This window comes from Pseudomonas sp. GM18 (assembly GCF_000282195.1).
Lineage (GTDB): Bacteria > Pseudomonadota > Gammaproteobacteria > Pseudomonadales > Pseudomonadaceae > Aquipseudomonas.
In genome coordinates, this window is record NZ_AKJT01000025.1 from 191,694 (window position 1) to 213,326 (window position 21,633).

Below are 21,633 nucleotides of genomic sequence, written 5' to 3' on the forward strand. Positions count from 1 at the left end.
GCATCAAAATCAGGAGTAAGGATCCGGGTAAGGAGTGCGCCACTTCTAACAGAGTATCGAATGATGAAAATGCTACTGATGGTCGAGTTTCCCCATGAGCCTTTCAACGCGTTTGTCCGGTCGGGGAAGATCGGCGAAATCATGAACCGTATCCTGGACACCATTAAGCCCGAGGCGACTTATTTCACTGAGCAGGATGGCATGCGAAATGGGATTTTTTTGATCGATATCGTGGATCCCTCCGAAATACCCGGATATGCGGAACCCTTCTTCCTCAACTTCCAGGCCAACTGCAAATTCCGTGTGGTCATGAACCCGCAGGACCTGCAAAACGCCGGTCTGGAGGAACTCGGAAAAGCGTGGGCGTGAGGCTCGATCAATGAGCAGGGGATGTCCTGAGCCGTAATGCGATCTGTAGCAGCTGCCGAGCTCGCGAGGCTGCTGCTACGAGGAATGCGCCGCAGCTGAAATGGCTTAAGGCGGCGCACTGACGCTTACTGAACGGTTTTCAGCTTGACCACATCACCGGAGATTTTGGTGGTGTAACCGGTCAGGACCCAGGCCCAGAACCAGTTTTCCTGCACTTGGGTGTTGATCATGGCGTCGCCGCCCTTGGCCTGGATTGCCGCGTTCTGAGCGCGGATGAAGCGGTTGTTCTGTTGAATCGGGATGACGCCGAACAGCAACAGGCCAGTGGCGGTCGCTTCACTGTGGCCGACAACGGTGTACTGGCTGCTGTCGTATTGCTGGGTCTTCATCGGGGTGCCGGTGCAACCCGCCAGAACCAGGCCAAACAGGGCTACGGCAACCACTTTGCTGAGGTAATTCACTGTGTCACTCCATTAGAAAAGCCCGGGATCCATCTCTCGGGCGGCGCATACTCTAACGGATGAAGTGGCTCATTGATATCACTCAACAATGAAAAAAACGGATCGATGAGACACCGATCATTGAGGCTGAAACGTCTGCAGATAGGCCAACAGGTTTTCGATCTTTTCCGGATCGCTGAGGCCCCAGAAAATCATGCGGGTGCCGGGGACCACTGCTTTTGGCGCTTCGATGTAGGCAGTGAGTGTTTCGCGGGTCCAGACAACGCCTGATGATTTCATCGCGTCTGAGTACTGGTAGTCCGCCGTGCTGCCCGCAGGGCGTCCGAAAATCGCATTGAGTTGCGGACCAAAAAAACCTCGCGCCGAACTCCCAACTTGATGGCAGCCACCGCAGATTCGCTTGAACAGTTTCTCACCTGCCTCAGCATCGCCGGCCGCTGCTGCTTGCGTGCTGAATAACCCCGTATTGAGCATCAAGGCGAAGGTGAGTACGGCGGCGTTTTTCATGTTCGGCTCCAAATCAGGTGCTGCTGACTGCAAAAGCGGGCGGCTATTTCATCACGACTGGCGTCCGCACCGAAGCCTTGAAGCTAATCTATAACTGTCTTTGTCCCATTAACGCCGCTGCAGGAGGGCCAGAATGAAACCCGTCGAACCCTTTTTCCGGGACGCAGGCGCGGGCCCAAGTATTGTTTGCTTTCATGCCAATGCCAGTCACTCGGTGCAGTGGCGTGGGCTGCAAGATCTCCTGGCCGCACAGTTTCGGGTTCTGGCACTGGATTCGTTTGGTGCCGGCAAGAGCCCGGCGTGGCCCACCGATCGAACCGTCACCCTCAGCGACGAAGCGCTCTTCGCCGAGCCAGTGCTCGCCCGTGCGGGTGAGCCGCTGATTCTGGTCGGTCATTCTTATGGCGCGGCGGTGGCATTGATCGCGGCATTGCAGAACCCCGATCGGGTGCGCGCCATGGTGTTGTATGAGCCCACGCTGTTTTCCCTGCTCAACGCCCAAACGCCTCCACCCAACGAAGCGGACGCCATCCAGGAAGTCGTCGCAAACGCCGGGCGAGCGCTTGAGGCGGGTAACCTGGACGCGGCGGCCCGGCACTTCATTGACTACTGGATGGGCGCCGGGGCCTGGGCGCAAACCCCGGAACAACGCAAGCCGTCCATCGCCGCCGCGGTGGCCAATGTGCGGGGTTGGGCTCACGCGCTGTTGAACGAGCCCACACCGTTGCAGGCGTTCCGCTCACTCGACCTGCCGGTGCTGTTCATGGTCGGCAAGGACTCGCCGGCCTCGTCACGGGCCGTGGCGCGGCTACTGACCGCCACACTGCCGAACGTTGAAGTGGTAGAGCTTGAGGGGCTCGGTCATATGGGGCCGATTACCCATCCTGAGATCGTCAATCAGGTCATCGTGCAGTTTATTGAGCGCAGTTGATTTGAGCTCACGCTCTATACTGGCTTCCTGTTATGAGAACCAGAGCGCAGACGATGCCTGTCATACCTGATCAAAGTCCTCCAGTCATTTTGGTCGCGGCTCAACCCGCCGACCTGGACAATCTTGTGGCCATTCGAATCGAGGCTATGCGCGAAAGTCTTGAACGGATTGGGCGATTTGATCCGGTACGTGCGCGAGAGCGTTTTCTCAACGGTTTTGATTGCCGCAACACACGTCACATTGAGCTGGCCGGTGAGCGGATCGGTTTTATTGTGGTCAGGCATGATCAGGAAGAACTGCTGCTTGAGCACTTGTATGTGCGGCCGAATGCCCAGGGCTCAGGCGTAGGCTCTGTTGTGCTCAAGCAGATTTTCAAAGAAGCGGACGCCGCCGCACTCCCGATCAGGGTGGGCGCGCTCAAAGAGAGCGCCTCGAATCGGTTTTACATCCGTCATGGCTTCCAATTCGTCGAAAGCGGCGAGTTCGATAATTACTATGTTCGTCCGAGATGTCGACGTGGCTGACGGCCTGGTCGCAAAGTTGCGACGACATGAGCCGTCAGCTGCGAGGGGAAGAAGCTAGTTGCCCAACCGCCCTGCTGTCATCGATGAAGGAACAGCAATAACGTCCACCTGAACCATCTCGGGTTTTTCCTCTACGCCCTCCCCGTTCAGCGCCATGTTCATCTTCACCGTGTCCAACGCGCCGACCCATTTGGCAATGGCCATGGTGCCGACACCGTTGCCAATGGTGTTGGTAATCGCGCGTGCTTCCGACATGAAACGGTCGACGCCCAGCAACAGCACCATGCCCGCCACCGGAATGGTGCCGAGGGAAGACAACGTCGCCGCCAGAATGATGAACCCCGAACCGGTCACCCCCGCCGAGCCTTTGGAGGTGAACATCAGCACCGCCAGCACGATCAACTGGTCCGTGAGGGTCAACGGCGTGTTGGTCGCCTGGGCGATAAAGATCGCGGCGATGGTGTAGTAGATCGCCTGGCCATCCGGGTTGAAGGTCAAGCCCGAGGGAATGATCATCCCGGCGACGGGTTTGGAAACGCCGGCCTTTTCCATCTTGGAAATCATCTGCGGCAGCACCGATTCCGAAGAGCTGGTGCCCAGTACCGTGAACAGTTCTTCCTTGATGAACTTCAGAAATTTCCACAGGCTGAAACCGCTGTAGCGGCAGATCGGCCCGAGCACGAAGATCACGAACACCGCGCAGGTCAGGTACACGCATGCCATCAGTTTGCCGAGGGAGAACAGCGAACCGAAGCCGTACTTGCCGATGGTAAAGGCAATCGCCCCGAAGGCACCGATGGGGGCCAGACGCATGACCATGTTGACGATGCGAAACATCCCTTGCATCAGGCTATCCAGCGTGTCGACGAACACTTTTGCGCGCGGCCCGACATGCGCCAGGGCAACGCCCAGCAGAATGGAGAACAGCAAGATTTGCAGGACATTGCCTTTGGCGAATGCATCCACGATGGTGTCGGGGATGATGTTCATCACAAAGTCCATGAACGACGCATGCTTCACCGCCGTGGTGTAGGTCGCCAGGCTGGACGTATCCAGCGAGGCGACATCAATGTTCATGCCCGCGCCGGGTTTGAACACATCGACCACGACCAGGCCCACCACCAGCGCCAGTGTGGACACCACTTCGAAATAGAGCAGAGCCCGGAAACCGACACGCCCCAACTCTTTCATGTTCTCCATGCGAGCAATGCCCGTCACCACCGTGAGGAAAATCACCGGGGCCAGGAGCATTTTGATCAGTTTGATGAACGCGTCGCCCAAGGGTTTGAGCGCGGCTCCGGTCTCGGGAATGAACACCCCGACGATGGCGCCGAGGATGACCGCGATGAGCACTTGTACGTAGAGTTTGCCAAATATTCTTTTCATGACAGGGCCCTGATTTTTTATTGTTGTCAGGAAATGCCAAGGGGTCGGATTCAGCGATCTGCCCCTTGGCGTTGTGCCGCAGTACTACTTTGAATCGGGGGAAAATATCAGCGGTTGATCAACGCGATGACCGCATCGGTGATCTGCCGGGTGGTGGCCGTGCCGCCCAGGTCCGGGGTATGCAGACCGCTTTCGGTGACGGCTTCGATGGCCGACATCAGCTGTTTCGCCGCAGCCGCTTCGCCCAGGTGTTCGAGCATCATTGCCGCGGTCCAGAATGTGGCAATCGGGTTGGCCACGCCTTTGCCGGTGATGTCGAAAGCCGAGCCGTGGATCGGTTCGAACATCGAGGGGAATTTGCGTGACGGGTTGAGGTTGGCGGTCGGCGCAATGCCCAGGCTGCCGGACAACGCGGCGGCCAGATCGGACAGGATGTCGGCGTGCAGGTTGGTGGCGACGATCACGTCCAGCGTCGACGGTTTGAGCACCATGCGCGTGGTCACGGCGTCGACCAGTTCCTTGTCGATTTTCACATCTGGAAAGTCCTTGGCGACTTCGTAGAAGATCTCGTCCCACAACACCATGCCGTGACGCTGAGCGTTGGATTTGGTGACCATGGTCAGGTGCTTGCGCGGACGGCTGCGCGCCAGTTCGAAAGCGAAACGGTGAATGCGCTCAACCCCGGCACGGGTGAACACCGACACTTCGGTGGCGACTTCTTCCGGCAGCCCCCGGTGCACGCGACCGCCGTTGCCGGAGTATTCGCCCTCGGAGTTTTCCCGCACCACCACCCAGTCGATCTGATCACCGTTGTGCAGCGGGCTTTTCACCCCTGGCAGTACGCGGGCCGGACGCACGTTGGCGTACTGGTCGAAACCCTGGCAGATCGGCAGGCGCAGGCCCCACAGGGAAATGTGATCCGGCACGTTGAGCGCACCGACCGCGCCGAAGAAAATCGCATCGAAGGTTTTCAGTTCTTCCAGGCCACCTTCCGGGATGTAGTAGCCGTTTTTCAGGTAGTTATCCGAATTCCAGTCGAAGTGTTTGAAGGCCAGTTCAAAGCCAGACTTTTTCGACAAGGCTTGCAGCACCTCGACGCCCGCAGCGATCACTTCCACGCCGATGCCATCACCTGGAACCGCAGCAATTTTGTATGCGCTCATCATCAACTCCACTCTCGTTACGTTCTTGTTGTGCCTGTCGAACGGGGGTGTTCAATCAGGGTGTGAGCGGAGTATATGTAGTGAGTAAATGAGCGTGAGTTACTCCAAATCACTACATAGATGAATTTTAGTTACCAATGAGCCAGACCCTGGATTTGTCGTTTTTCTACCTGCTGGCCAACAAAGGCAGCCTCGCGGCGACGGCGCGAGAGCTGGGCGTGACCCCGCCGGCGGTGAGCAAACGCCTGACCGCGCTGGAGGCACGGCTGGGCATCCGCCTGGTCAACCGCACCACGCGCTCGATGAGCCTCACTTCGGAAGGTGAGCTGTATTTTTCCCATGCGGCCCGCATCCTGACGCAGATCGATGAGGTCGAGCAGCTCATCAGCAGCAGCCGGGCAACCCCGAAAGGCCTGATTCGTGTCAACGCGTCTTTGGGCTTCGGTCGTCGCTACATCGGCCCTGCATTGGGCGCGTTCTTCGCGCAATACCCGGAGGTGGAAATACAGCTGGAAATCAGCGATCACCCGCTCGACCTGGCGACTCACGGGTTTGACCTGGGCATTCGTTTCGGCACGCTGCCGGATGCGGCCTTTCATGCGCGCAAGATTGCGTCCAATCGCCGTCTGCTCTGCGCCTCGCCGTTGTACCTGGAAAAGCATGGCGTGCCGCAACGCCTGACGGATTTACAACAACACAACTGCATTTTCCTGCGGCAAAACGAAACGCCCTATGGCGTGTGGAGCTTTACCAACGGTGGGCGCACGCAAAACATCAAAGTGCGTGGTGCGTTAGGCTGCAACGACGGTGAAGTGGCCCTCAATTGGGCGTTGGAAGGTCATGGGATTTTGCTGCGGGCCGAATGGGACATCGCCCGCTACGTGCGCAGTGGCCGCTTGCGCCTGGTGCTGGAGGACCAGACACCGACCCGCGCCGATGTCTATGCCATCTACCCGCAACAGTTGCACCTGTCGGCGCGAGTGCGCAGCCTGATCGATTTTCTGGTCGAGCGTTTCAAGCACATCGATCACCTGGATGAACCGGAATCTGTGCTCGACTGAACAGCGCTACGACAGATTGAGCGCTACGGCAGCGCGAATCAGCGCCTTCAAGGCCGTTTCATCAATCCGGTCGCCCTCATGAATATCGATGGCACGCCGGGTGTTGCCATCGAGGCTGGCGTTGAACAGTCCTGAAGGGTCTTCCAGCGAGGCACCCTTGGCGAACGTCATCTTCACGGCATTCTTGTACGTCTCGCCGGTGCAGAGGATGCCGGCGTGCGACCACACCGGAACGCCCCGCCACTTCAACTCCTCGACCACGTCGGGGTCGGCCTGTTTGATGAGCGTTCGAACCCGAGCGAGCGTCTCGCCCCGCCAATCATCCAGCGCCTTGATTTTCGCGTCTATCAACTGGGAGGCAGAGCCTTGCCCCTCAGCGTCCTTTGAACCGGCCGTCTCCTTGCTCATGGTGGTTATCCCTCTTCATAATGAATGTCGCCCGCCCGCCGCTTGAGTATCGCAGACTGGACTACAGCGCAGGGCGTTGCTGTTTGACCCACAACGGGTCGTTTATCCTGTATTCACGGAATAGCAAAACAAGGACGTAACAACAGTGGAAAAGGAAATCATCTTGATGCGTCATGGCCAGCCAGATCTGGCCGTGCAAGACAAAGTTTCAGCGCGCGAAATGAAACGCTGGATCGAGCAATACGACCTATCGGAAATCATCGACCAGCCTGCCCCGCAATCGAGTGTGGCGCTGGCGCGTACCGCCAGAATGATCGTGTCGAGCAGTGCGCCCCGGGCACTGACGTCTGTTCGAGCGCTAGGCCTTCAAGCCAGCCTTGTCGATGATATGTTCTGCGAAGCGCAACTCCCCCATGGACGATGGACACTGCCGCGCCTATCACCGTTTACGTGGGCATTTATTCTTCGTGTTTTATGGTTGTGCGGTTTCTCGGGGAAGGTCGAGTCTGCCCGTACGGCCAGAATGCGGGCCAATATGGCAGCTCAACGGCTTCAATCCCTTGCCGACGAAGGGCCCGTCCTGCTGCTCGGTCATGGACTGATGAATCGAATGATTGCCAGGCACCTGGAGGCTACCGGATGGATTCGCCATACCAGCAATGGTAATCGGTACTGGAGCGCGACGGCCTATCGAATGAATCAGCCTTAAGGCACGACGACAGCCCACAGACTGAATCCCGGCGCCCTGGCTGGTGGTCAAATAAGAGCTAATATTCATCTGTATTCCCCTGCAAAGGACTGCAAACATGAGCCGGCTCGAGTTACTGACCAAATGGAATCGCATGATCGTGCGGTTGCAGATCGAGCACGAAATCAGTGCCCGGGATTTCGAGAAATTCAGCTGGAAACTGGGCATCCCTTGCGTGGTGCTGTCGGCGATTGTCAGCGCCAGCGTTTTTGGCTCAATCAGTGACTCATCGCCACCATGGCTCCAATATGCAGCCGGTATCCTTTCGCTGCTGACCCTGGTGTTGAGTTCGGTTCAGACCTTCCTGAACTTTGACACCCGGGCTGCCGGGCACAAAGACACCTCCGAGAAACTCGGTGCGATGTCTCGCGAGATTCAGGACGAAATCGCCAGCGGCAAGGACGAGGCTATCCTGGGCCCAATCGTTCTGGACATCCGCAAGCGCATTGATTCGATTCTTCTGGATGCCCCGACCCTGCCCAAGTCAACGATAAGGAAACTGGGAGATGTTCGCGTCCACCCGGAGACACCATCAGAGGAGCAAGAAATCGTCCCGGCTTGAACAGAGGCCCGATGCTCCGCGACATCGTGACAGGAGGCGTTTGAGATGCAACTCATCACGTTGAAAATCGACAAACCGGAAGCGACGAATTTCATTTTTGGTCAGACGCACTTCATCAAATCCGTTGAAGACCTCCACGAAGCGTTGATAAACGCCGTGCCAGGTATCCAGTTTGGCGTGGCTTTTTGTGAAGCCTCCGGCAAATGCCTGGTGCGATGGTCTGGCACCAATGCCGCCATGATCGAGCTTGCGCAGAAAAACGCGCAAGCCATTGCCGCGGGCCATAGCTTCATCATTTTCCTCGGCGACGGTTTCTATCCTCTAAACGTGTTGAACGCCGTCAAAATGGTGCCAGAGGTGTGCCGTATTTTTTGTGCAACAGCCAATCCAACCGAAGTAATTCTTGCCGAGACGGAACAGGGACGGGCGATCCTGGGTGTCGTGGATGGCTTCTGTGCCAATGGCATTGAAGGCGACGAAGACATCCTGTGGCGCAAGAATCTGTTGCGGCAGATTGGCTACAAGCTATGAAACACGTTTCGCTGCTGAGCTAACGATGGGCTGCCCGCCGTCGACAGCCTCACCTGCCGGAATTCTGCACGAGTTGCTCAACGAAGAACTCCACGTGCCCTCTCGGATGAGTCGGCAATGGCCAGCTGTCGACGTTGTGAGCAAGTGCCTGGAAAGCTTGAGCGCACCTGGAGCGAGGGAAGGCTTCCAACACTGCACGCCCCTTCTGCACGGCTTTGTGCGCACTGTCGTCGTTCGGCACCGCGCCGACGTATTGCAGCGAGACATCCAGGAACATATCGGTAATTTTTTCCAGCTTGGCAAACAGATTGCGGCCTTCCGCCGGACTGCCCGTCATGTTGGCCAGCACGCGAAAACGCTGCAAGCCGTAGTTCAGGTTGAGCAATTTGATCAGCCCGTAGGCGCCGCTGATCGAGGTGGGTTCATCGCACACCACCACCATCACTTCCTGAGACGCGCGGATGAAATTGATCACTGAGCCACCGATACCGGCGGCCGTATCGATGATGAGCACATCCAGTTTGTCGCCGATATCGCTAAAGGCCTGGATCAGCGCACGGTATTGCGCAGGCTCCAGATGAGTCATGTTCTGCAAACCAGAAGAGGCCGGGGCGACACGAATGCCTCCTGGCCCTGGCATGAGTGCTTCGGACAGCTCGCAACGCCCTTCGAGAACATCGGCCAGTGTGTAGCGCGGGGTCAGCCCCAGCAGAATATCGATATTCGCCAGGCCAAGATCGGCATCCAGCAATACGACGCGCCGCCCCATTTTCGCCAACGCCAACGAGAGGTTAACCGCTACCGTGGTCTTGCCCACGCCACCCTTGCCGCCGGTTACAGCGATAACTTGCACGCAATGCACATCATCCATTTTGTTTTTCCTTTCCCTGCGCATCGTGTGCCAGTACGTAATGGCACCCCCCAGATGCCGCAAGAATAGCTGAAAAGCGCGCAATAGCTGCTTTATCTCCCGACGAGAGGCATTTCGCCACAGGCCATTTAAGCGTTTCAAACGAAAACGTCGGCAGAAACCACCGAAACGTCTAAATCCACACATCATTCATTGCGGTTCTTTTCCCGGCTTGATCACCGGTATTCAGCACACCTCGCGGCTCGATCAGCAATAGCTTCACCTCGCGTTCAGCGTAAGGCTTGTGTTCGACGCCCTTGGGGACGACGTACATTTCGCCCTGCCCAACCACGACGGCCCCCTCTCGAAGATCGATGCGAAGCTCGCCTTCAAGGACGATGAAGGCTTCATCGGTATCGGCATGGGAATGCCAGACAAAGTCGCCGCCAAATTTGTCTGTTCCCCTCGTGAACCAGTTTTGAGACCCGCAGTCTTAGCCGTGCCGTAAAAGAAGCTCGCCCAACGAAGCGCTCGTGCGGTTATTGCTCATCTTTATCCCACCCTTATCGTCGTCAACTCATCAGAGCTGTCCGTTCATGCGCCCAACCGTCCGCTGCTGCCGCTTTATTTCGCTGTGCCTGATGCCTTTGTTTCCGCTGTTCGCCAGCCCCGCCCATGCCAGCGGGGAACGGCAACTGGTGGAAGACATCAACGATTACCGCGCCGATCCCGACCGCTGCGCGGGGCGGACGGTCAAGCCGTTGCGGCCGTTGTCGCTGAAATCGGACTTGTCCTTGCCGATCAGCTATGGCGGTGGTTTGCGGGATGGTTTGAAGGCTAACGGCTATCAGGCCGTGACGGTGCGGACCATCCGCCTGGTCGGCGCGCAAGATGCCGATGAGGCGTTTGACATGCTTCAGAGCGACTACTGTGGGGCGCTGCTCGATACCCAATACGCCGACATCGGCATTACTCGCGCCCGCAGCGAATGGCGGGTGGTGCTGGCGCAACCGGTGCTCGATGGGCGTATCGGCGATTCACGCGCCGCAGGCAAGACGTTGCTGGCGCAGGTCAACGAGGCACGGGCCAGGCCACGTATGTGTGGGCGCCAACGCTTTGCCGCCGCGCGGCCATTAACCTGGAATGCCGCCCTGGGCGCCGCCGCCCAAGGCCACAGCAAGGCAATGGCCTATGGCAACTACTTCGCCCACCAGGACCCCGACGGAGACATGCCGGCGGATCGCGCCAGAGCCGCCGGTTACCGCGGCCGGCAGATCGGCGAGAACATCGCCGCCGGGCAAGGCTCACCCAGCCAGGCGATGTCCGGCTGGCTGGCCAGCCCCGGGCATTGCGCCAACCTGATGAACCCGATGTTTACCCAGGTCGGCGCGGCGTATGCCAGCGATTCGCGCAGCAACAAAGGGGTTTATTGGACGATGCTGTTTGGGGCGCCTTGAGTGAGGCGTCTTGTGTCGAACAACGTCAGATGGCCCTGATGCAGGTCCTGTTCTCAAACCCGAATAATGCCTGGGGCGCTTCCACCAGTAACGAATGCATCAGCGGCGCTGAACACTCCAGTGCTTGCAGTTGTTCGATCACCGTGCCGAAACCGACGCTGTCTTCATGTTGCGTATGGGGCCAATCGCTGCCCCACACCAATCGGCGTCGGCCGAAGCTCTGCTCCAGCAGCGGCAATGCCGCCCTGGCGAATCCGAGATTCTGTTGGGGTGTACCGGCCAAACGATAGATGCCGGACACCTTCATCCAGATCTGCCCGCTCAGCCCCAGCTCCAGCAACTCGACAAATCCTGGCTGATCGATGCCGGAACGGGCGTCCGGTCGACCGAAGTGATCGATGACAAGCTTGATGCCGAACGGCATCAGCTGGCGAATCAGCTGCGGTAAATCCTCCACATGACGATGCAACTCGACATGCCAGCCCAGTTCGGCGAGATGACTGAAAAAGTCAGGCCAGCCTGAGTCGCGAAAGTCGGGCAATGCTTTACCCATCAGGTTCAAACGAACACCAACCACGCCTGAGCGAGCCATGTCGTTCAACAGGTCGCGACTGGCCTCTCGCTCCAGCACCACCACCCCTCGCAACTGCGCTGGCGCCTGTTGCAGCGCCGCCAGCAGGTAACGGTTGTCAGTGCCGAGAAAGCTCGGCTGCACCAACACGCCATGACTCAAGCCGTGGGCTTGCAAGTGCTTTAAATACTCGCCAAGCGTGGCGTCATATCCTGGGGTATAGCGCCGGACAGAGGCCAGATTCAGCGCACGGCTGAACACATGAGCGTGGGAATCAATGCCGGTGATCGGCGCAGAACAGGTTTCAGACATGGATTTCATCTATCGAAAGTAAAGATCATCAAGCCCGGGCACGTTCGTTGCCATTGACGCTGACAGGCACTGCCGTGCCCGTGGCTTCAAGGCTGCGACCACGGGTTTCCGGCAGGCAAAGGGCCGCGATCACCGCCACACCGTAGGCGATCCCGGCGTCGATGCCGATCGCCGACCCCAAGGACATGGAGTCGCTCATGTGGCCAACCAGGAACGGGAACACCGCCGAGAGCACCCGGCCAAAGTTGTAGCAGAACCCCACACCGGCGCCGCGAACGTCCGCCGGGTACAACTCGTTGAACAGCGCACCGAGGCTCGCCGGAATGCCGGCCGCGAAGAAGCCCAAAGGGAAACCGAGAAACAGCATCTGCGTATTGGTCAGCGGCAGGAACACATAGCACTGCACGGTGACGACGCAGCACAGCGCGAACAGCACGATGTTTTTGCGACGGCCAATACGGTCGATCAAGAACCCGCTGACCACACAGCCGCACCAGAAAGCAAAGATGATCACCGCCAGGTAGCCGCCGGAGTTCAGCACCGACAGGTTGCGTTCGGTTTTGAGGAACGTCGGCAGCCAGGTCATCACGGCGTGATAACCGCCGTGCGCGCCCAGGCCCAACAGACCGCCGAACAGCGTTACGCGCAGCAGTTCGGGACGAAAGATGCCGGCCAGGGATTTGAAGAAGCTTTGCGGGATGGCTTTTTCTTTTTGCAGGCGCTGGAAGCTGTCGGGCTCCTGAACATTGCGCCGCACCCAGATGATCAGGAACGACGGCAGCAAGCCAACGATAAACATCACCCGCCAGGCCATGTCTTGCGGTACGAAAGAATAGATCAGCGCGAACACGCCGACCGCCAGGCCCCAACCCACGGCCCAGGCGCTTTGCACAGTGCCCATTACCTTGCCACGGTATTTCGGGTTGATGGTTTCGGCCATCAGCACCGCGCCGGCCGCCCACTCACCACCAATGCCAAAACCTTGCATCGCCTTGACGATCAGCAACTGATGGAAACCGGTGACAAACGCAGACAAAAAGGTGAAGAACGAGAACCACAAGATCATCCACTGCAGCGTGCGCACCCGGCCATAGCGGTCGGACAACGTCCCCCCTACCCAGCCACCGATGGCCGAGGTAACCAGCGTGACGCCACTGATCAGTCCCGCATCGCCCTTGGTCAAGGCGAACGCGGCGATCAACGCCGGAATCGCCAGGCCGAACATTTGTACTTCCAGTGCGTCGAGCGACCATCCGCCGAAGCAGGCCCAAAACGTTTTGCGCTCTCGAGGAGTGACTTGGCGATACCAGCTGAACATGATTCTTATCCTTATAAGTGGAACATGAGGCAGCCGAGAGCGAACCGCACCGCTACAGGGCCAGTTTGAAAACACATCGAGTTGAAATCAGAGGCGAGCATCTCGCCCCTTTTTCAGCTGTGGGGCGTCAGCGAATGTCCACGCTGTAACGGAAGTGCTCGGCGTGCCCTCGCGAGCGCCGCCACTCCAATGGCTGACCGGCGTAGTCGCGTGCCAGACGCTCGATCACCACCACCGGGCTATTGACCGGCACTTGCAGCAAGCGCGCCTGCACGTCATTCACCGATTCGGCGGTCAGGGTTTCTTCGGCATTAGCGACGACCTGACCGCACACCTCTTCGTAGATCGGATACAGCAATGGCCCCTTGCTGCTCAGGTCGATGTCCAGCAACGCCTGGAAACGACTGCGCGGCAGCCAGATTTCTTCGGCCAGCACCGGCTTAACGTCGAGCAGACGCAGACGGACAATGCGAATCACCGGGGCATCGAGCGGCAGCCCCAATGCCTCGGCCACCGCCGACGGCGCGGTTACCGGCTCAATGGACAGAATGCGACTCTCCGGCACCTGACGTTCGCCGGCAGCGGTTTGAAAACGGAAGAACCGGAACAGTGACGACTGAAACTGAGGCCGACGAATGAAAGTGCCGCGCCCTTGTTGACGCTCAAGAATGCCCTCGCTGACCAACGCGTCGACCGCTTTGCGCACGGTGCCGGTGGACAGTTGGTATTCCGCCGAAAGCGCGGCTTCGGTAGGAATCGCCTCCCCCGGACGCCAGCGATTATTGGCGATCTGCTCAGCCAAGTGGTCACGCAGGCGTTGGTAAAGCGGTAGGCGAACATCACTGGAAAGAGAATTCATCGACTTTATTCACCTTGTTATCTAGTCATCTATATGAATCTTGTGGCGAGTATTTCCCCAGACAAGTTGGCTGTCAAGGTGCGGTATGACACTTGGCTGACGAATGGTGGGAGGCGCTGGGCATTTGCGCCAATCTGATGAACCCGAGGGAGAACGTGACAGACCTTGGGTCAGCCCTGTTTCAAGTCGAGACAGTAGGTGTAGTAACCCGTATCGCGCACATAGCCCAATGACTCATACAACCGTTGCGCGAGGTGATTGTCCGTGGCCGTTTCCAGCACCATGCCCTTGGCGCCGGTCAACAGCGCAAAGGCTCGGGCGGTGTTCATCAGCAACGTCCCTACCCCTCTGCTTCGGGCGGCAGGCGTGGTGAAGAGGTCGCTGAGCAGCCAGGTACGGTGGGCGTCGATGGAGGAGAACGTCGGGTACAACTGGACAAAGCCGAGCGCTTCGCCCGTGGAGTCCTCGGCGAAGAAAATCGCCGATTCGTCCCTGGCGATGCGCTCGGCGATGAAATCGCGGGACTGCATCAGGTTCGAGGGCTGGCCGTAAAAGCCTCGATAGGCGTCGAAGAGGCTGGCGACTTTGTCGATGTGGGTTGCATCAACGCGCAGGACCTGGACGGCCATGTGGGTGGTCTCCGAACAGATGGGTTACTTCGGTTGCGCCACGGTGCGCAAATAAGGTTTCAGCGTCTTGAAGCCATCCGGGTATTTCTTCCTGGCGTCCTCATCGGAGACCGAAGTGGGAATGATGACGTCCTCGCCCGGGCGCCAGTTCACCGGCGTGGCGACGGTGTGCTTGGCGTTCAGTTGCAGAGAATCGAGCAGACGCAGCACCTCATCGAAGTTGCGCCCGGCACTCATCGGGTAGATCAGCATCGCCTTGACCTTTTTGTCCGGGCCGATGAGGAACACTGAACGCACCGTGGCATTGTCCACAGCAGTCCGTGCGCCGCCACTGGCATTCGGATGAATCATGTCGTAGAGCTTCGCCACCACCAGGTTCTCGTCGCCAATCATGGGGTAGTTGACCGCATGCCCCTGGGTTTCTTCGATGTCTTTGGCCCAGGTCTGATGATTGCTCACAGGGTCGACGCTGAGCCCGACGATTTTAGTGTTGCGTTTATCAAACTCCGGCTTGAGCCCCGCCATATAGCCAAGCTCAGTGGTGCACACCGGGGTGAAGTCCTTGGGATGCGAGAACAGAATCGCCCACTTGTCACCGATCCACTCATGGAAATGCAGCGGGCCTTCGGTGCTTTCGGCGGTAAAGTCCGGTGCTTCGTCGCCAATACGGATTGCCATGTTCGTTCTCCTTACTGTTGAGTCGTAGGGAAGTCGCCGGAACGCTGGCTGCTGTTCCGGCGGCATTCAGTGTCTGTGTTGAACCGTTAACGCGGATCAGTATAGGAGACGCTTGAGGACCCGGTAGTTAGCCGAGCCTGCTCTGCCCTCCTTTGATGACCCGGCATTCACGCCTGCGAACTGCGCTCGACCGACACCGCAAGTGCAGATGTCCGGGCCAGCCAGTAATAGAGCATGCCCGGCACTACCAGCCCGACGATCCAGGAAATATCGACACCGCCGAGCTGCGCGACCATTGGTCCGGAGTAGAAGTGAGTGTCGACAAAAGGCAGCTGGACCAACACACCGAGCACATACACGCTGATCCCCAACACATTCCAGCGGCCATACCGCCCCGCCGGGTCGGACAACGCGGGAATGTCATAACGCTCCTTGTTGATGAAGTAATAATCCACCAGATTGATCGCGCTCCACGGCGTGAAGAACGTCAGCAGAAAGAGGATGAAGTACTTGAACGTGCTCAGGAACGAGTACTGCCCCAGCAGCGCGAGCGTGGTGGACGCCCCGACAATCGTCAGCACAAACAGCATGCGTTTGCCGGCGGATATTTCGAAGCCACGACGAAAGCCACTGATAATGGTGGCCACGCACATGAAGCTGCCATAAGCGTTGAGGGTCGACACCGTGACCTTGCCGAACACCATGCTCAAGTACAGCAGGGAGGCCATCACGCCGGTACTGCCCAACCCGACGATGGTGGCGACTTCATGCCCGCGAAAATTCGCGCCCGCCAACGCAGCGGCAAACACTCCCAACACCATGGAAGCCTGAGCGCCCAACACCGTCCCCAGGCCTACGGCGGTGAACGTCTTCCAGGACGAGGTCTTGCTCGGCAGGTAGCGCGAATAGTCGGCCACATAAGGGCCGAACGCGATCTGCCAGGATGCGGAAAGAGACACCGCCAGCAGGAAAGTACTCCAGCCGAAATGGCGGTTTTCCAGCAACAGGCCGATGTCGTTGAGCGTCATCAGCCGGGTAAACAGATAGACGAAGGCGATGATGCCCAGCACGCTGGCCACCCTGCCCACCAGGTGGATGACCCGATAACCGAAGATCGTCAGAAACGCGATGCAGGAGGCGAAAATCAGAATGCCGGCGCTGTCGCTGACATGGACCAACTGGGCAATGGCCTGCCCCGACAATACCGCACCGGTGGCGCTGAAGCCGAGGTACATCAGGCACACCAGCACAATCGGAATCGCCGCCCCATAGACACCGAACTGCACGCGACTGGAGATCATCTGCGGCAGCCCAAGCTTCGGTCCTTGTGCAGCGTGCAGCGCCACCACCGCCCCGCCGAGCACCTGGCCGACCAGCAAACCGATGAGTGACCAGAACACGTCACCGCCCAGCACCACGGCCAGCGCGCCGGTCACAATCGCTGTGATCTGCAGATTGGCGCCGAGCCACAGGGTGAACTGGCTATAGAGGCTGCCATGGCGCTCGGCCTCGGGAATGTAGTCGATCGAACGTGTCTCGATCAGGGGACTTCGCTGCTGGGTATCGCTGATCTTGGTCATTTTTGTGTTCTCTTCTAATGGAGTAGACGCGTGCTTTTATTTTTGTTGTTCAGTAACGGCTACTTGAGCCGCCCGTTGTTCAAAACCAACGAACGGCGCCTTGGCCCATACGACCTTGCCGCCGACCACCGTCAGCAGCACGTCATTGCGGGCCAGTTCATCCTCGGGCACCTGCATGAAGTTCTTGTCCAGAACGATCACGTCAGCAAACTTACCCACTTCTATCGAGCCAACGACCGAGTCTAGACGTAACTGCTCGGCAGCGTTCATCGTGATGGCTTTCAACACATCAGTGCGCGACAACGCCGGGTCGGCATTCAACCTGCCTGCATACTTTGGACCATAGCTGTGCGGGTTCAGCGGATCGCCTGAGCGGGTGACCCCGATCTTCAGTGCGAGGAATTCGTCGAGCGGGTCGACGGGCCAGTCGCTGCCATACGCCACCCGGCCACCGGCACGCCTGATGCTGCCCGATGGCTCCATGCGCGCAAAGCGATCGCCCCCCAGATGATCGCTGGTGCCGTCGTCCGTGGACGGCGCCTGCTGGGCCCACTGGAAGGACATGTTGGCAGTCACGTCGAGCGCCTTGAAGCGCCCATAGTCGGCGGGGTCCACCGACTCGGCGTGAGTTATGGTCGGACGAAAGCCATTGCCCGGCAATTGCCGGCGCACGTATTCGATACCGTTCAACGAGTCACGCACCGCCCGGTCTCCGGTGGCGTGAAGGTGCGGATCGAGGCCGGCCTGGACGGCCTTCAGCAGCAGCGGATTGAGTACTTGCGCAGGGAAATACAGCTCACCGACGTTGTTGCCGGGCGTCCATTTGGGCGCGGCATCGGTGCCGGCATTGCGCAAGTACGGGGTCAACATTGCCCCGGTATCCGCTGGCGCGTTGATGATGCCATCCATGAACAATTTGACGTGGCGCATGCTCACCCCCGGCGCGGCTTTGGCTTCGCCCTGATCGTAGGTGTTGGCCAATGCCTTGGCCTCGGCAATGGTTTTCGCCGGGTCTGCCGCGGCGGCGGCAGGGTCGAGTTTGATTGCCAACAAAGCCCGTGCAGTCAACTCGCCCGACTGCTGCAAGGTGGTGAACGCTTTGCCATTCTCCGGTCCCGACAAGACATCGAAGAAACTGGTGATGCCTTGCCGGCGCATGGCATCGAGCGCTGCGCGGGTCTGGTTGAGCTTCTCGGCGTCGGTGGCTGGCGGCACCACGGCGGCCATGGCATCGGCGGCACCGTCTTCACAGATCCCGGTCGGGTTGCCGGCGCTGTCGCGCACATACTTGCCATCCCCCGGATTGGCCGTGTGTTTGTTGACGCCAGCGACCGCCAGGCCGCGGGAGTTTGTCAGCACGGTGTGGAAGTCGGTGGAGCGGACCTGGATCGGGCGAGTGGTCTTGAGCGCGTCCAGCGTTGATTTGTCGGGATCGCCGTCTAGCCCGGTCATGCCCATGCGGTCCCAGCTGCCCACTTCAAGCCAGACATCCGGGCCTTTGTCCTTGTCGGCATCCAGACATGCCTGAATGGTCTCCTGGAAAACCTTACGGGTCATCGTCTGGTATTTCAGGTCGCACAAGGTCATGGCGCGACCGCCATCCCCCGGGTGCATGTGCGCATCGACGAAGCCGGGCATCAACATGCGTCCCGCCAGATCGATCAGTCGTGTCTGCGTGCCGATGTACGAGGCAACCCCTTCATCACTGCCCACGTAAACGATCTTCCCGCCAGTGACGGCGATCGCCTGCTGCACGGAGCTCTTGCCGTCGACGGTGTAGACATAGCCGTTGCGCATCACCATGTCAGCCGGCGTCGAACCGTGTGTCTGACAACCCACCAGCGCCATGCAAGAAAATGCCGTTGTCGTCGCAACGGCCATAAACAACCGGGAAAATTTCAACTGCCTCACCTCTGTTTTTATAGTTTTGGAAGTGGCCCAAACGGACTGCCGCAAGCCTCTGATATGCAGGGCACACGATATAGAGCGCAGCGGTTGGATGGACCTCTGCAAATGAGGAGGGTGAGGCAACTTAACCGCAGCTAATCGCGGCGCGTTGCATCCGCAAACGAGGTCGGTAAACGCAGCACAGAACCCAGCTCCACCTTGCTCTTCACGCCGAGCTGCAGGTAGCAGTTGCGCAGGTAGGTGCGCACTGTCGCGGGACTCAGGGCAAGGATTTTGGCAATCTCCTTGTAGGAATGACCGGCGGCGAACAGCATCGCTGCCGTCCGCTCGCGAGGTGCAAGCACCGCCCCCCGCGACTGCGCTTCGAGCGACAGGATGACGTGCTCGGCGTTAGGGCTCAGTGTCAGTGCACAGCGGCCCAGTCGCATGACACAGGGTGCCTTTGGCAGTTGCGCGATCACCTGCGCGGGAAGCATTGAACCGCCCCACCCGGGCAACTCGCGCTCAATCGCTGCGCACAGCGTGGCCCCCACGTACAGCAGGCTGCCGTCCATGCGCGCGACGCCAAAGTCAGAAGCTCCGTTGCCCGTGTTGAAGCGGATCATGTCCTGCACCTGAAATCGCCACAGCTGCAACAAATGATCGCAGAAGGCCGAAAACAGATCCGCCTCACTGTCGTTGAACGCCGGTGCTTCAATACCTCTGTAGAGACAGACGAAGAACATCAAGCCGCTTTCGGGTAACTCGAAAGTGATGCACATCAGGTGGTAGAGGGCGTGGCGCCGAGCGAACGCGTCCACTTGTACATCGGGGTCGGTGAACCCGCTGTCGCGCACGACCTCACCGGGTCGGCTCAGGGTGTCATGGGAAAATCTGTCGCTACCCGCACTCTTGTGCCATTCGGCGGCAAACGACTCGGGCAGATTGATTCGCCCGTGCATCCAGCTTCTGGGCGGAGCATCGATGCCCAATGCGGACATCTCCCCCCACCAGGCCGAAGCGAAGGGCAGCAGTTCACGGAATGCCTGCAGGCCTTCGGCGATGAACCGGGAGGCACCGCGATCCCGAGCAAGGCGACCAAGGTGCAACACGCAATGATTGAATGCTTTCAGCGTTGCCATCGACGTCTTGGCGCCGACCTCATCACCCTCCTCCATCGTGCTGATCTCACTCGCTTCATGGCCTGTCATTTCGACCATGCCATAGGCGCGGTAATGGCGTCCAGCACGAGACGACTATCCAAATATGACCTTCCCCGAATTGATAACTGGGTATGCTTGGCCCCCTCTGAATCGCCCATAGAAAAGGAGTTCGAATGAAAACGGATTGGCAACAAATTCGAGAAATGATGAACACTGTCATCGACAGTTGTGAGCAGATCGAAGCGGCGGGTTACCGCGAAGAACATCGCACCGCGACCGTGGCCATCAAAGACGTCGATTACTCCGTTCAGGAGTTCTTGATCAGTGCCTGGACACTGCCTGAGAATATTCGCTATCAGATTATTCGTGAGCGTCATGAGGCCGGGAGTGACCTTCCTTATGTACCAGAAGCGGCTCGTATTCTGGTCGCCATGGCGCAGGCTTGCGCGGAGCTTGTCGGGGCTCATGATATTGCTCCCGCCAAGAAAGCCATTGAAGGCATGAATCATTGGTACAAGGGCTATGCCGTGCCGCATGTGATAACGGCCATTGAGCGCGCAATAAACCGGCCTGAAGCGTAGTTTCAAAATCAATGCCAACGAGGTCTGAATATGACTCATCCATCGTCCCCACCACTACGGGAAATTTATCTCTCGCAGACATCCGACCGGGAACTGTTCAATCGCCTTGCCGGTGAATTGGCGCAAGGGCTGGGCGGGACCTGGACGGCACAGATCAATGGCTTGGACCAGCGTTATTGGGACCTGGCCGTCGAGGGGCAGACGATTACGCTGCATCTGGAACACTATCTGGGGATCATGCTGCTGGTGGAGGATGCGGATCCGGACTGGATTGCGTCGGAGCGTTTTCAGGCGGTGGTGCGGCGGTTGCAGACAGATTGAACAAAAACGGGCGCCCTGATCGGCGCCCGTTTTATTTGAAGCGAGAGGGACATCTCATCCGGGAATCACGGGTGTTTTCAGATTTTGATTTCACTGGCCGGCACGACATCAATCCGCGCCACGGAGCCGGTCAGGTGCGCCAGATCCTTATTGTGTTCGGCGATGATGTCTTCGGCGCTCATCGTGCCGTTGTCGATAGTGGAATGGGCGTCGGCCGCCAGCACGACGTCGTAGCCCAAGTCATGCGCCTGGCGGACCGTCGCGTTGACACAGTAGTCGGTTTGCAGGCCGCAGATGATCAGGCGGTCGACATCCAGCTCTTGCAGATGTTCATGCAGGTGCGTCTGGTAGAACGAATCCGGGGTGGTTTTACGCACGCGCAGGTCTTGGGGTGACGTCTTCAGGCCGGCGGCCAGTTGCCAGCCTTCGGTGCCGTATTGCAGCAGGTCGCCCTCTTCTTCGTGCTGGATCAGGATGACCGGAGTATTGGCGGCTCGGGCTTTGGTGCTGAGGCCGTTGATGGTTTCGATGACGCGCTGGATGTCGAAGCATTCATACTCGCCGGTGCACAGCGCGCGTTGGACATCGATGATCAGGAGTGCGGTGCTCATGGCTTCCTTCCTTAGAGAGGTCGCTGGAACGATGGATTTCAACTCCCTTTTAGCACGTAGCAGCTGTCGAGCTTGCGAGGTTGCGTTCGAGCGCGCAGCGGTCGCGATTTTACGATTGCTACGCCGCCGAACGCAGTCTCGCTGGCTCGGCAGCTGCTACCCCGG

At 58.7% G+C, this 21,633-nt stretch carries 25 protein-coding genes and 1 pseudogene; 10 read left to right on the forward strand and 16 right to left on the reverse strand.

Going from position 1 to position 21,633, the window contains the following annotated elements; translation table 11 throughout:
• Nucleotides 1–63 precede the first annotated feature (63 nt).
• A complete protein-coding gene (locus PMI21_RS21805) occupies nt 64–369 on the forward strand; it encodes a hypothetical protein (RefSeq protein WP_007935408.1) in 306 nt (101 codons plus the stop codon).
• A gap of 125 nt (nt 370–494) precedes the next feature.
• Here the strand turns inward: PMI21_RS21805 and PMI21_RS21800 are convergent, their stop codons facing one another.
• Both PMI21_RS21800 and PMI21_RS21795 read right to left on the reverse strand, forming a co-directional pair.
• Entirely contained in the window at nt 495–830 is a 336-nt protein-coding gene (locus PMI21_RS21800; protein ID WP_007935421.1) for a hypothetical protein, read from the reverse strand.
• A gap of 117 nt (nt 831–947) precedes the next feature.
• A complete protein-coding gene (locus PMI21_RS21795; RefSeq protein ID WP_007935422.1) occupies nt 948–1,337 on the reverse strand; it encodes a c-type cytochrome in 390 nt (129 codons plus the stop codon).
• Nucleotides 1,338–1,470: 133 nt separating this feature from the next.
• On the opposite strand from PMI21_RS21795, the gene PMI21_RS21790 reads away from it, so the two are divergent.
• Together PMI21_RS21790 and PMI21_RS21785 are read left to right on the forward strand one after the other, a co-directional pair.
• Complete coding sequence (locus tag PMI21_RS21790; RefSeq protein ID WP_007935423.1) at nt 1,471–2,268, forward strand: alpha/beta fold hydrolase; 798 nt, start codon at nt 1,471–1,473, stop codon at nt 2,266–2,268.
• A 53-nt stretch (nt 2,269–2,321) separates the two neighbouring features.
• On the forward strand, nt 2,322–2,792 hold the full coding sequence (locus tag PMI21_RS21785) for a GNAT family N-acetyltransferase (RefSeq protein WP_007935424.1): 471 nt from the start codon (nt 2,322–2,324) through the stop codon (nt 2,790–2,792).
• Nucleotides 2,793–2,846: 54 nt separating this feature from the next.
• Here the strand turns inward: PMI21_RS21785 and PMI21_RS21780 are convergent, their stop codons facing one another.
• A complete protein-coding gene (locus PMI21_RS21780; RefSeq protein ID WP_007935425.1) occupies nt 2,847–4,178 on the reverse strand; it encodes a dicarboxylate/amino acid:cation symporter in 1,332 nt (443 codons plus the stop codon).
• 107 nt (nt 4,179–4,285) lie between these two features.
• Entirely contained in the window at nt 4,286–5,341 is a 1,056-nt protein-coding gene (locus tag PMI21_RS21775; RefSeq protein WP_007935426.1) for a tartrate dehydrogenase, read from the reverse strand.
• Nucleotides 5,342–5,478: 137 nt separating this feature from the next.
• On the opposite strand from PMI21_RS21775, the gene PMI21_RS21770 reads away from it, so the two are divergent.
• Nucleotides 5,479–6,402: a LysR family transcriptional regulator gene (locus tag PMI21_RS21770; RefSeq protein WP_007935428.1), complete on the forward strand. Its 924-nt coding sequence runs from the start codon at nt 5,479–5,481 to the stop codon at nt 6,400–6,402.
• A 6-nt stretch (nt 6,403–6,408) separates the two neighbouring features.
• Here the strand turns inward: PMI21_RS21770 and PMI21_RS21765 are convergent, their stop codons facing one another.
• Nucleotides 6,409–6,810 (reverse strand): DUF1801 domain-containing protein, encoded by a 402-nt coding sequence (locus PMI21_RS21765; protein ID WP_007935430.1) that lies wholly within the window; start codon nt 6,808–6,810, stop codon nt 6,409–6,411.
• Nucleotides 6,811–6,955: 145 nt separating this feature from the next.
• Between PMI21_RS21765 and PMI21_RS21760 the strand changes: the two genes are divergently transcribed.
• The 3 genes from PMI21_RS21760 (at nt 6,956) to PMI21_RS21750 (ending at nt 8,651) form a co-directional block, all read left to right on the forward strand.
• Nucleotides 6,956–7,519 (forward strand): histidine phosphatase family protein, encoded by a 564-nt coding sequence (locus PMI21_RS21760; RefSeq protein WP_033063838.1) that lies wholly within the window; start codon nt 6,956–6,958, stop codon nt 7,517–7,519.
• Nucleotides 7,520–7,616: 97 nt separating this feature from the next.
• Complete coding sequence (locus PMI21_RS21755) at nt 7,617–8,120, forward strand: DUF4231 domain-containing protein (RefSeq protein WP_007935434.1); 504 nt, start codon at nt 7,617–7,619, stop codon at nt 8,118–8,120.
• A gap of 45 nt (nt 8,121–8,165) precedes the next feature.
• Nucleotides 8,166–8,651 carry an adenosine-specific kinase gene (locus PMI21_RS21750; protein WP_007935436.1) on the forward strand — a complete coding sequence of 162 codons (486 nt, stop codon included), beginning with the start codon at nt 8,166–8,168 and terminating at the stop codon, nt 8,649–8,651.
• Nucleotides 8,652–8,700: 49 nt separating this feature from the next.
• Here the strand turns inward: PMI21_RS21750 and PMI21_RS21745 are convergent, their stop codons facing one another.
• Both PMI21_RS21745 and PMI21_RS28670 read right to left on the reverse strand, forming a co-directional pair.
• Nucleotides 8,701–9,522 carry a MinD/ParA family ATP-binding protein gene (locus PMI21_RS21745; protein ID WP_007935438.1) on the reverse strand — a complete coding sequence of 274 codons (822 nt, stop codon included), beginning with the start codon at nt 9,520–9,522 and terminating at the stop codon, nt 8,701–8,703.
• A gap of 172 nt (nt 9,523–9,694) precedes the next feature.
• A pseudogene (locus tag PMI21_RS28670) lies at nt 9,695–9,955 on the reverse strand (cupin domain-containing protein); the annotation flags it as partial.
• 142 nt (nt 9,956–10,097) lie between these two features.
• Here PMI21_RS28670 and PMI21_RS21740 point away from each other — a divergent pair.
• Nucleotides 10,098–10,958, forward strand: a complete 861-nt coding sequence (locus PMI21_RS21740) for a CAP domain-containing protein (RefSeq protein WP_007935442.1) — start codon at nt 10,098–10,100, stop codon at nt 10,956–10,958.
• Nucleotides 10,959–10,983: 25 nt separating this feature from the next.
• Here PMI21_RS21740 and PMI21_RS21735 read toward each other — a convergent pair whose 3' ends face one another.
• The 8 genes from PMI21_RS21735 to PMI21_RS21700 all read right to left on the reverse strand — a co-directional run bounded on the left by PMI21_RS21735 (nt 10,984) and on the right by PMI21_RS21700 (nt 19,970).
• Nucleotides 10,984–11,841 (reverse strand): amidohydrolase family protein, encoded by an 858-nt coding sequence (locus PMI21_RS21735; protein WP_007935444.1) that lies wholly within the window; start codon nt 11,839–11,841, stop codon nt 10,984–10,986.
• 28 nt (nt 11,842–11,869) lie between these two features.
• The gene (locus PMI21_RS21730) at nt 11,870–13,159 is read right to left on the reverse strand and encodes an MFS transporter (RefSeq protein ID WP_007935446.1); all 1,290 of its coding nucleotides are present in this window, start codon (nt 13,157–13,159) and stop codon (nt 11,870–11,872) included.
• 127 nt (nt 13,160–13,286) lie between these two features.
• Complete coding sequence (locus PMI21_RS21725; protein WP_007935448.1) at nt 13,287–14,018, reverse strand: GntR family transcriptional regulator; 732 nt, start codon at nt 14,016–14,018, stop codon at nt 13,287–13,289.
• A 170-nt stretch (nt 14,019–14,188) separates the two neighbouring features.
• A complete protein-coding gene (locus PMI21_RS21720; RefSeq protein ID WP_007935450.1) occupies nt 14,189–14,647 on the reverse strand; it encodes a GNAT family N-acetyltransferase in 459 nt (152 codons plus the stop codon).
• Nucleotides 14,648–14,671: 24 nt separating this feature from the next.
• Nucleotides 14,672–15,325: a peroxiredoxin gene (locus PMI21_RS21715; RefSeq protein WP_007935451.1), complete on the reverse strand. Its 654-nt coding sequence runs from the start codon at nt 15,323–15,325 to the stop codon at nt 14,672–14,674.
• A gap of 167 nt (nt 15,326–15,492) precedes the next feature.
• Nucleotides 15,493–16,905 (reverse strand): purine-cytosine permease family protein, encoded by a 1,413-nt coding sequence (locus PMI21_RS21710; RefSeq protein WP_007935453.1) that lies wholly within the window; start codon nt 16,903–16,905, stop codon nt 15,493–15,495.
• 36 nt (nt 16,906–16,941) lie between these two features.
• On the reverse strand, nt 16,942–18,753 hold the full coding sequence (locus tag PMI21_RS21705; RefSeq protein WP_238541202.1) for an amidohydrolase: 1,812 nt from the start codon (nt 18,751–18,753) through the stop codon (nt 16,942–16,944).
• A gap of 194 nt (nt 18,754–18,947) precedes the next feature.
• Nucleotides 18,948–19,970 (reverse strand): helix-turn-helix transcriptional regulator, encoded by a 1,023-nt coding sequence (locus PMI21_RS21700; protein ID WP_007935456.1) that lies wholly within the window; start codon nt 19,968–19,970, stop codon nt 18,948–18,950.
• A gap of 158 nt (nt 19,971–20,128) precedes the next feature.
• Between PMI21_RS21700 and PMI21_RS21695 the strand changes: the two genes are divergently transcribed.
• Both PMI21_RS21695 and PMI21_RS21690 read left to right on the forward strand, forming a co-directional pair.
• Complete coding sequence (locus PMI21_RS21695; RefSeq protein WP_007935457.1) at nt 20,129–20,536, forward strand: hypothetical protein; 408 nt, start codon at nt 20,129–20,131, stop codon at nt 20,534–20,536.
• 30 nt (nt 20,537–20,566) lie between these two features.
• Nucleotides 20,567–20,857, forward strand: a complete 291-nt coding sequence (locus PMI21_RS21690; protein ID WP_007935460.1) for a DUF3630 family protein — start codon at nt 20,567–20,569, stop codon at nt 20,855–20,857.
• 77 nt (nt 20,858–20,934) lie between these two features.
• Here the strand turns inward: PMI21_RS21690 and PMI21_RS21685 are convergent, their stop codons facing one another.
• Entirely contained in the window at nt 20,935–21,468 is a 534-nt protein-coding gene (locus PMI21_RS21685; RefSeq protein WP_007935462.1) for a cysteine hydrolase family protein, read from the reverse strand.
• Nucleotides 21,469–21,633: the final 165 nt, after the last annotated feature.

Excerpts from the sequence above, each read along its gene's own strand:
- PMI21_RS21795 (WP_007935422.1), bottom strand. The coding sequence starts at position 1,337 with ATGAAAAACGCCGCCGTACTCACCTTCGCCTTGATGCTCAATACGGGG.
- PMI21_RS21730 (WP_007935446.1), bottom strand. The coding sequence starts at position 13,159 with ATGTTCAGCTGGTATCGCCAAGTCACTCCTCGAGAGCGCAAAACGTTT.
- PMI21_RS21755 (WP_007935434.1), top strand. The coding sequence starts at position 7,617 with ATGAGCCGGCTCGAGTTACTGACCAAATGGAATCGCATGATCGTGCGG.
- PMI21_RS21720 (WP_007935450.1), bottom strand. The coding sequence starts at position 14,647 with ATGGCCGTCCAGGTCCTGCGCGTTGATGCAACCCACATCGACAAAGTC.
- PMI21_RS21735 (WP_007935444.1), bottom strand. The coding sequence starts at position 11,841 with ATGTCTGAAACCTGTTCTGCGCCGATCACCGGCATTGATTCCCACGCT.
- PMI21_RS21775 (WP_007935426.1), bottom strand. The coding sequence starts at position 5,341 with ATGAGCGCATACAAAATTGCTGCGGTTCCAGGTGATGGCATCGGCGTG.
- PMI21_RS21750 (WP_007935436.1), top strand. The coding sequence starts at position 8,166 with ATGCAACTCATCACGTTGAAAATCGACAAACCGGAAGCGACGAATTTC.
- PMI21_RS21700 (WP_007935456.1), bottom strand. The coding sequence starts at position 19,970 with ATGGAGGAGGGTGATGAGGTCGGCGCCAAGACGTCGATGGCAACGCTG.
- PMI21_RS21725 (WP_007935448.1), bottom strand. The coding sequence starts at position 14,018 with ATGAATTCTCTTTCCAGTGATGTTCGCCTACCGCTTTACCAACGCCTG.
- PMI21_RS21790 (WP_007935423.1), top strand. The coding sequence starts at position 1,471 with ATGAAACCCGTCGAACCCTTTTTCCGGGACGCAGGCGCGGGCCCAAGT.
- PMI21_RS21745 (WP_007935438.1), bottom strand. The coding sequence starts at position 9,522 with ATGGATGATGTGCATTGCGTGCAAGTTATCGCTGTAACCGGCGGCAAG.
- PMI21_RS21710 (WP_007935453.1), bottom strand. The coding sequence starts at position 16,905 with ATGACCAAGATCAGCGATACCCAGCAGCGAAGTCCCCTGATCGAGACA.
- PMI21_RS21780 (WP_007935425.1), bottom strand. The coding sequence starts at position 4,178 with ATGAAAAGAATATTTGGCAAACTCTACGTACAAGTGCTCATCGCGGTC.
- PMI21_RS21715 (WP_007935451.1), bottom strand. The coding sequence starts at position 15,325 with ATGGCAATCCGTATTGGCGACGAAGCACCGGACTTTACCGCCGAAAGC.
- PMI21_RS21765 (WP_007935430.1), bottom strand. The coding sequence starts at position 6,810 with ATGAGCAAGGAGACGGCCGGTTCAAAGGACGCTGAGGGGCAAGGCTCT.
- PMI21_RS21785 (WP_007935424.1), top strand. The coding sequence starts at position 2,322 with ATGCCTGTCATACCTGATCAAAGTCCTCCAGTCATTTTGGTCGCGGCT.
- PMI21_RS21740 (WP_007935442.1), top strand. The coding sequence starts at position 10,098 with ATGCGCCCAACCGTCCGCTGCTGCCGCTTTATTTCGCTGTGCCTGATG.
- PMI21_RS21805 (WP_007935408.1), top strand. The coding sequence starts at position 64 with ATGAAAATGCTACTGATGGTCGAGTTTCCCCATGAGCCTTTCAACGCG.
- PMI21_RS21695 (WP_007935457.1), top strand. The coding sequence starts at position 20,129 with ATGAAAACGGATTGGCAACAAATTCGAGAAATGATGAACACTGTCATC.
- PMI21_RS21770 (WP_007935428.1), top strand. The coding sequence starts at position 5,479 with ATGAGCCAGACCCTGGATTTGTCGTTTTTCTACCTGCTGGCCAACAAA.
- PMI21_RS21685 (WP_007935462.1), bottom strand. The coding sequence starts at position 21,468 with ATGAGCACCGCACTCCTGATCATCGATGTCCAACGCGCGCTGTGCACC.
- PMI21_RS21690 (WP_007935460.1), top strand. The coding sequence starts at position 20,567 with ATGACTCATCCATCGTCCCCACCACTACGGGAAATTTATCTCTCGCAG.
- PMI21_RS21705 (WP_238541202.1), bottom strand. The coding sequence starts at position 18,753 with ATGGCGCTGGTGGGTTGTCAGACACACGGTTCGACGCCGGCTGACATG.